General features: G+C 41.4%; 8 protein-coding genes. 7 read left to right on the plus strand and 1 reads right to left on the minus strand.

Going from position 1 to position 6705, the window contains the following annotated elements; genetic code table 11:
• Positions 1–84 precede the first annotated feature (84 nt).
• Entirely contained in the window at positions 85–1326 is a 1242-nt protein-coding gene (locus K1X76_12855) for a hypothetical protein (GenBank protein MBX7149951.1), read from the minus strand.
• 202 nt (positions 1327–1528) lie between these two features.
• Here K1X76_12855 and K1X76_12860 point away from each other — a divergent pair, with 202 nt between their 5' ends.
• From K1X76_12860 to K1X76_12890, 7 genes are all read left to right on the plus strand, one after another.
• Positions 1529–2116 carry a hypothetical protein gene (locus K1X76_12860; GenBank protein ID MBX7149952.1) on the plus strand — a complete coding sequence of 196 codons (588 nt, stop codon included), beginning with the start codon at positions 1529–1531 and terminating at the stop codon, positions 2114–2116.
• A 27-nt stretch (positions 2117–2143) separates the two neighbouring features.
• Positions 2144–2947 carry a hypothetical protein gene (locus K1X76_12865; protein MBX7149953.1) on the plus strand — a complete coding sequence of 268 codons (804 nt, stop codon included), beginning with the start codon at positions 2144–2146 and terminating at the stop codon, positions 2945–2947.
• A gap of 4 nt (positions 2948–2951) precedes the next feature.
• Entirely contained in the window at positions 2952–5150 is a 2199-nt protein-coding gene (locus K1X76_12870; GenBank protein ID MBX7149954.1) for a hypothetical protein, read from the plus strand.
• A 174-nt stretch (positions 5151–5324) separates the two neighbouring features.
• Positions 5325–5609 (plus strand): BrnT family toxin, encoded by a 285-nt coding sequence (locus K1X76_12875; protein ID MBX7149955.1) that lies wholly within the window; start codon positions 5325–5327, stop codon positions 5607–5609.
• Positions 5599–5886: a BrnA antitoxin family protein gene (locus K1X76_12880; protein ID MBX7149956.1), complete on the plus strand. Its 288-nt coding sequence runs from the start codon at positions 5599–5601 to the stop codon at positions 5884–5886. Before K1X76_12875 ends, K1X76_12880 begins: the two co-directional genes overlap by 11 nt.
• A 210-nt stretch (positions 5887–6096) precedes the next feature.
• A complete protein-coding gene (locus K1X76_12885) occupies positions 6097–6375 on the plus strand; it encodes a BrnT family toxin (protein MBX7149957.1) in 279 nt (92 codons plus the stop codon).
• Complete coding sequence (locus K1X76_12890; GenBank protein ID MBX7149958.1) at positions 6347–6583, plus strand: CopG family transcriptional regulator; 237 nt, start codon at positions 6347–6349, stop codon at positions 6581–6583. The genes K1X76_12885 and K1X76_12890 overlap by 29 nt, the downstream gene beginning before the upstream one ends.
• The last annotated feature ends 122 nt before the right edge of the window (positions 6584–6705 follow it).

A 6705-nucleotide genomic window follows, 5' to 3' on the forward strand; every position in this document is an offset into this window, starting at 1 on the left:
CAGAAAAGGATATTCTTCTCGTCGAACATCGTCTCAACCATAGACCGAGAAAATGTTTAGACTTTTATACTCCTGCGGAAATACTCAAAAAATTACGTAGTGGTGCACTTCCACCTTGAACGTACCCGCCGCTAGCGCGGCCTGGCCTGCTAGGCGGCCACCTAAGAAAACAATGCCTGCTGTGGCAGCATGGGCTACCCCACCAGCGGCAGTTACCAGCAAGAAACTTTTAGCGATTGATTTTTTTGTGGTATCCGCCAGATTAAACCATTCACCATAGGGATCAATGGCATCCATCAAGGAATCAAACATATCATTTTGTTGCGCATCAAATTTCGAGCGATCGATATGTTGAAATAAAACCTCCGCTTTTAAGAGCATTTCCTGCGCATCAATTGCGGCCAGTCCATCATGTGTTAGCGATTCGGCTGTGCGGGCCAGCGTGTGGAGCGGTTCCGTAAGGTCGGGATGTTCACTCATGTAACTGGAAATTTCGGGATCAAACATTCTTAAGGCAACACGCAGCGCCTGATCGGCATAACCCAAGCGGCGACAAAAACTCATGGTGGCCAGGCGTTGGCTATTGAGGTCTGCATCCGAATAAGTATCGATAAATGAAATATTTTCTACACAACCAAGGGTAGCTAAAATGGGATGATTTTCTTCCTGTTGTTGTAAATTATCTAAAAAACTTCTGGCACGGTGATTGGTAAACGCTGTTTCTACAGTGAGATTAGGATTAGCCAAAATTTCGGCCCCCATCGCTGGAATAATTTGGGTGGCCAGGCGGATGAGGCTATCAATAATGTCTTGTTGTGAAGAGGCTCCCCAAGCATCTCTCCAGTTTTGCCAGAATTCTCCACCAAGCGTGCCTGCTTGCCCCGGCGTGTATGAGCGGGCAATGGCAATAGCTACCTGCCCAATTAAAAACAATTGTTCCAGCCTGCGTGTTTGCTGGGGAGTGGGGCAGGTGGTGCCGCTTATGACGCTTGCCATTTCTTGCAGGGGACTAAAGTTAAACGAGAGGGCTTTGGGCGTGGCAGGGGCAATATGTGGCGCTAACCCATTGGGCTTGAGTACTGTTTGAGTTTGAATTTCCCCTGTATCGGGATTGGCCCATAAACCAAAGCCTTGCAAAAAAGTATTGGTAATTGCTTTTACATCAAGAGCTAATATCACTTCATCGGTTGTGATGTAGCCATCGCCAAAGCTATTATCGTTCCCGCAAATTTCATTGCCAACTCCATCATGGGCGCAAACATCGGCATTTTGTAAAAGATAATCACGTACTGCAGCAGGAAGATCGTTTAAATTGATAGTAGTCATAGTGTCAAAAACCTCACGATAAAAATTAAAACGCTAATTTTTTATCGGCATTTGTCCAAGGATGTTGAGTGTAAATCCTCCTGAAAATTCAAAAATTGATTACAAGTTGTAATCAGTTTTTTTAAAAAACAACGAAACTTTTATCCTAAATATCCGAGAAAGTTTTGTAAGTTATTTAATTTTTTGGAGAGAGGAAACAGTTATGGCAGATAGGTTAACGGTAGATCAGGTAAAGCAATTATGGCTTGAATTATATGGTGACACGGCAACTGAGCAGGGCGCAAAAACTATTGCTGACAATTGGGATGCTAAAGATGGAAATCAAGATGGATACGTGAGTTACAATAATTTAAGTGGCGATGTGATGCAGGCGGCCAAAGAAAAAGGTTGGATAGAACGGTCGTGGTTGGAAACGGCCAATGTTCTTTTATTTGGTTCGGATGGCAAGGTTGCCTGGAGCGGAGTGCTAGGCCAGGCTTATGGCACTACGCTTACAAGCGGCGTTGTTATTGATTCTATTATTCCCGGAATAGCCGGTGCTGGTATTGAGTATGTTAATTCGGATGGGACGTGGTTATCAAAAGAAGCCGCTACGGATGCTTTTACCGGTTTTGTAACGGCATATACGGCTTCATTTGGTTCTGCTTGTACACGTTATGCTGCAGGGTCAACTGGTAACTCTGTTATGGGAGGTGTGGTTTTTGTGGGTGGTAATGTTTTTGTATTTGGCGCTACTCAAAATATGCACGACTGGATGGATGGGTATTTTAATTATCAATCTGCTCAATAGGCTTCATGCTTAGCTTTACATTATTTTATGCCACCAATTCCTCCAACTGTTCAAAACCTATTTCCCGAAATTGTAACTGCTTACCTGCGGCAAAATGCTTTGCCGCCACAACGACTTTTTAGTTTAGACGAACCTGATTTTGCTCAACAATTATTTAAGGAAATACCTCGTCAGCATTTTTTGGCTCAATGTTATTCGGGCACCCTTCAAAAATGTTACGAAATGCAACCTCAGCCAGATGCTTATGAACTGGATGATGAAGTAACCCAAATAGAAAATTATTTTAATAGAATAGATGCTCAGAAATTACAGGAGCATTGTGATCGCTTGTGGGAAGCATCCAATAAGCCCTTTGCTTATGACACTGCTGGCCTTTTAGGAGCAGGTTTGGGTTTAAGTTCTATTAATTCTGCAAGTCAATGCAGGGAAATGGAAAATGATTTTTTTGCAGAAAAAAATGTTGAGTATTCTCAAGAAAACGTAGGTGTAGTTGAAGGAGGTGGTGATGACATCTGGAATCAAGTTGACCTCGAACCCGGACTTGAGCCCTGGGCTCCGGCAGAAATTATTTTAACAGGGGCCGCTGTTGTGGGTATTGCGTTGTCTCCTCTTGTATCTGCTGGTGGGAGTGCCAGTGGGGGCGGTAGTGTGACTAGCGGAGTGGCAGAAACTGTTGCCAAGCCACTCGCAAAAGCTGCCGCTGCAACTTTTGTTGTTGGCGCTTTGTCTGTTCCTGCCGAGTCGTCTGCACAAGAATATGTTGATGAGTACGGCACATGTGAAGCCGAATGGACCGACCCGTTAACAGGTTTTACCGTGAGTTTGGAATAAATATATGAGCACTCTTTCTTTTAATTCTTTTTTAGACCTTTGCCACAACACCGAAGGCTTTTATAAATTATCGACCGATGAGCAAGCATATATAGATTGCCAATTGTTTAGCGTGCTGGATGGTTTGGATGGAGAGGTCAATAATGCCCTAGGCGCTATGAAGGGTTTGGATAATTATGAAATTTTTAAAGTGGCGTTTGATTTAAGCTCTGCAACTTTGCCGGTGAATTCTCAGTTTAAAGAAAATTTGTGCAGAGAATTGCATACGGCGGTTTATGAGCAAGAAGAACCACAAGTATTAAAAGCCGACATGGGGCCGGCAGGTATTGTTGTAACGGCTTTGGCGGCTGGCCACAAGCTGGCCAAAACGCTTGGGTTAGTAAAAACTGTAGAGGCAGCGCCTCTTATTCCCGAAATAGCTATGGAAGCCACGGCTAGCGAGCTGGCAGCGCCGGCTGTAATAGCTACCGGAGCAGGAGTGCTTACTTATACCGGGCTTGATTGGGAAATTAATCATAGGCTTCCTTTTGTTGAAGAAGTTCCCAGTTTGGGTACATGGCATGGGCCTGTAGTTAATCCTAAAAATAAAATAACACTTATTTTTGCAGATGATGAGAAAGCTCAAGAGCTGCCTTATTTAAATCGAAAACTAGAGCCCGTGATTCCTGAAATTGGTATTGATGTAGAAAAAGAAGATACGGGTAAAGAAAACACGGAAGAAACTGACTGGTTAAATGACCCTGGCACAGAAACAGATGCTCTGGATAGGGAAGAGGGAGAAACAGGAGCTTTTAATGGACACATCACGATGAATGGTCCAGGTGAAGGTGATGATATTCCGGATGCTCCCCCCGTAGAAGGTACAGAAGAAGTGGCCGCCAATGAAGAATGCCCAGATGTAGAAACGGTAGTGGAATTTTCTGTTGGCGCTCTTGGGTATCCCGCAGAGCATATTATGTACACCCTGGCTCCTCGTTTAATTGAAACGCATGCGACAAAAGATATTACACCCCAGCAATTGGCAGAATTAATTGAAACACTCATCCCTCCTTTCCCTGTTTTTGAAGAGCTGCTTACTCATTTTGAACCGATGCATCAATTGTTTGGCGATTTGATTGAAGGGCATCCTGTCAGTAAAGAAAAAGTAGATTTTTATAGAGATCTACTGATGTACGATATGAGTATAAGAGTTGGTATTCTTCGTGCAGGTTATGATTTAGAGAGCGATGAGGGACGTGTCTGGTGGGCTTTGGGCGCTTTTCATGCACTGCATAAGTCTGATGAAGGGGTAGAGGATGATTTTTTGGATTTTTTCCCGCCTAAAACTGTTGCTGATGATCTTGAAAAGTTATTTGTAAACGTAAAAGAAGGAAACTTTGATAAAATTGATCGTCAACAATTAACCGCTTTGGAAACTTTGATGCGAATTGAGCCCGAGTCTCAGGAAGCCTATGGTATTCTTTTAGTTCAACTTTCATTCCGTAGGCCTGATTTACTTGATGATATTTTGGCATTATTGACCGAATTTGACGACGTTGCATCCGTTGCTGTTATCAAGGGTTTACACGATTTAAGAAGAGGGTTGTTAGTGCCTGATTCTTCTATTAGTCATCAGATAGATCGTAATCAATTGATGGAAAGAATAAGAAGATTATTGATGGAAAGCGGTTTTGTACCAGATGCTCAGATTGTTCAACAGTGGATATTTTCAGGTATAAATGAACTCGATACTGTTTCGGGGCTAAACGAGATTGAGGGATATCAATTAACTACTGTTGATGCACGAACGATAATTCCAAACAACCCTGTTTTTATAGAAGGTGATCGTATTAATTTAGATCATTTAGTAGAGCGTATTGTAGACATGTTTATAGCACTGCGATCTGTTGGGTGGAACGAAGGTGAAGTGCCCACGATAGAAATGATGAGATATGTTTTAAGCCAGACATTAAGAGATTATCCGTTGCCTCCTGTAGTGAGTATGGAAGAAAACGGTGTACGTTTATGTTTTAACGGCAATCATCGTTTAGGCATTATTTTTATAATGGTTAAGATTGGTTTATTGCCATCCAGTGTATTAGATACTGTGCCTGTTATACAAGTTCCTGTTTATCCGCATGACATCATGGCTCCAAGTATGGTTCTAGGTTCTTATATGTCATGGGAGACAATTTTAGCATCGTTATTCTCTTCAGGATCTTAATTGGGTCCGACAAGAGTCCGATTTTGAGACTCCCGTGAGACTCTTGCTAGCCCCCTCCAATTTTTAACTCCCTAAAAATACTAATTTTTTTATTTTTAAACCTGTTGGCATCTTATTTGTAATGTCATGCCGTAAACTATGATTGCTTAATTGTAATTATTGTATATACTAAAAATGACATTTGAATGGGATGACAATAAGGCGGTTTCTAATTTTATTAAACATGGTGTTTTGTTTGATGAAGCTGTTTATGTTTTTGATGATCCGTATATGGTGATGGTAGCTGACGATAAGCATTCGGAAGTTGAGTCAAGAGAATGGATTATAGGAGAAACGATTCAAAAAAATATTTTGCTTGTAGTTTTTGCCAGAAGAAACCAGGTGACGCGTGTGATTAGCGCTAGAAAAGCAAGTCGTAAAGAAAGAAAACAATATGAAGAAAACAAAAATGGAAGATGAGGATTTTCCCTTTAAAGAATTTCCATTTCACAAAGCCCGGCGTGTTACTCCGGAAGAAACTGAAGAATGGAGAAAGGCCATTGAAGCTTTTACCGGCAAGCCACGAGCCAAAAGGCCAGGGCCCGGCCGGCCTCTCAAAGAAGCAGATGAAAAATATGTAGCGGTATCCATTCGCTTGCACCCCCGCATTTTAGAATGGGCCAAAAAACAGGCTAAAAAATTGGGCGTAGGGTATCAGCAATTTATTAATGCCCAATTACTTAAAAAAGTCCGATGAGTTTCACAACAGTCCGATTTTGAGACCATGTATGAGATTATTCTTAATTATTTTTCACCTTCCCATTTCTTAAACCCTTAAAAAAATTAACTTTTTTATTTTTTTAACACCTTGGCACAGTATTGGCTACTTAGCTTGTGTGTTGTTTAAAATAAAGGTTCACAAGAGGGATAAATATGCATATAATTAAATGCATATTTATGCATATTCATGTTTGAGTGGGATGAAGTAAAAAATAGAGAAAACCAAAGTAAACATGGTGCGGATTTTGAAGAAGCCGAAAAAGCTTTTACAGACCCTCAAAGAGTAATTGTGGAAGACTTAGACCATAGTTTTAAAGAAGAAAGATGGTTTTGTTTGGGTAATGTTGAAGGTAATATTTTAACGGTGCGTTTTACGTATAGAGGAAAAATAATTAGAATTATTGGAGCCGGGTATTGGAGAAAGGGCAAAAAGAGGTATGAAAAAGAAAATAAAATACACAAATGAGCCTATGAAAATGGGAAAGAAGGTAAAAGATTTTTTGCCTTCACCGGCGGAGCTGGTGCTTAGTGAAAAAACACAACGTGTTACCATTAACCTTAAAGAATCAAGTCTTAATGCTTTTAAAAAAGAAGCCAAGCGTTTGGGGGTGCCATATCAAAAATTGTTACGGGCTGTGGTAGATTTGTATACTCAAAATTATTTTACTTCCTAAACATCCTCCAACTTCCTCAAAGCCCGTCGTTTTGCCTTGGGTTGCCGTTTAGCCGGGCCCTTTTTATAGGTAGCCCAGCGTTTATGCGCCGGTTTTTCGTGAGCTATGTCCCGTTCGCCTTC

Source organism: bacterium (assembly GCA_019695305.1).
GTDB lineage: Bacteria > UBA10199 > UBA10199 > UBA10199 > JAIBAG01 > JAIBAG01.

What these genes read in the sequence shown, in the direction of transcription:
- K1X76_12855 (MBX7149951.1), bottom strand. Translation starts at nt 1,326, where the DNA reads ATGACTACTATCAATTTAAACGATCTTCCTGCTGCAGTACGTGATTAT.
- K1X76_12860 (MBX7149952.1), top strand. Translation starts at nt 1,529, where the DNA reads ATGGCAGATAGGTTAACGGTAGATCAGGTAAAGCAATTATGGCTTGAA.
- K1X76_12865 (MBX7149953.1), top strand. Translation starts at nt 2,144, where the DNA reads ATGCCACCAATTCCTCCAACTGTTCAAAACCTATTTCCCGAAATTGTA.
- K1X76_12870 (MBX7149954.1), top strand. Translation starts at nt 2,952, where the DNA reads ATGAGCACTCTTTCTTTTAATTCTTTTTTAGACCTTTGCCACAACACC.
- K1X76_12875 (MBX7149955.1), top strand. Translation starts at nt 5,325, where the DNA reads ATGACATTTGAATGGGATGACAATAAGGCGGTTTCTAATTTTATTAAA.
- K1X76_12880 (MBX7149956.1), top strand. Translation starts at nt 5,599, where the DNA reads ATGGAAGATGAGGATTTTCCCTTTAAAGAATTTCCATTTCACAAAGCC.
- K1X76_12885 (MBX7149957.1), top strand. Translation starts at nt 6,097, where the DNA reads ATGTTTGAGTGGGATGAAGTAAAAAATAGAGAAAACCAAAGTAAACAT.
- K1X76_12890 (MBX7149958.1), top strand. Translation starts at nt 6,347, where the DNA reads ATGAAAAAGAAAATAAAATACACAAATGAGCCTATGAAAATGGGAAAG.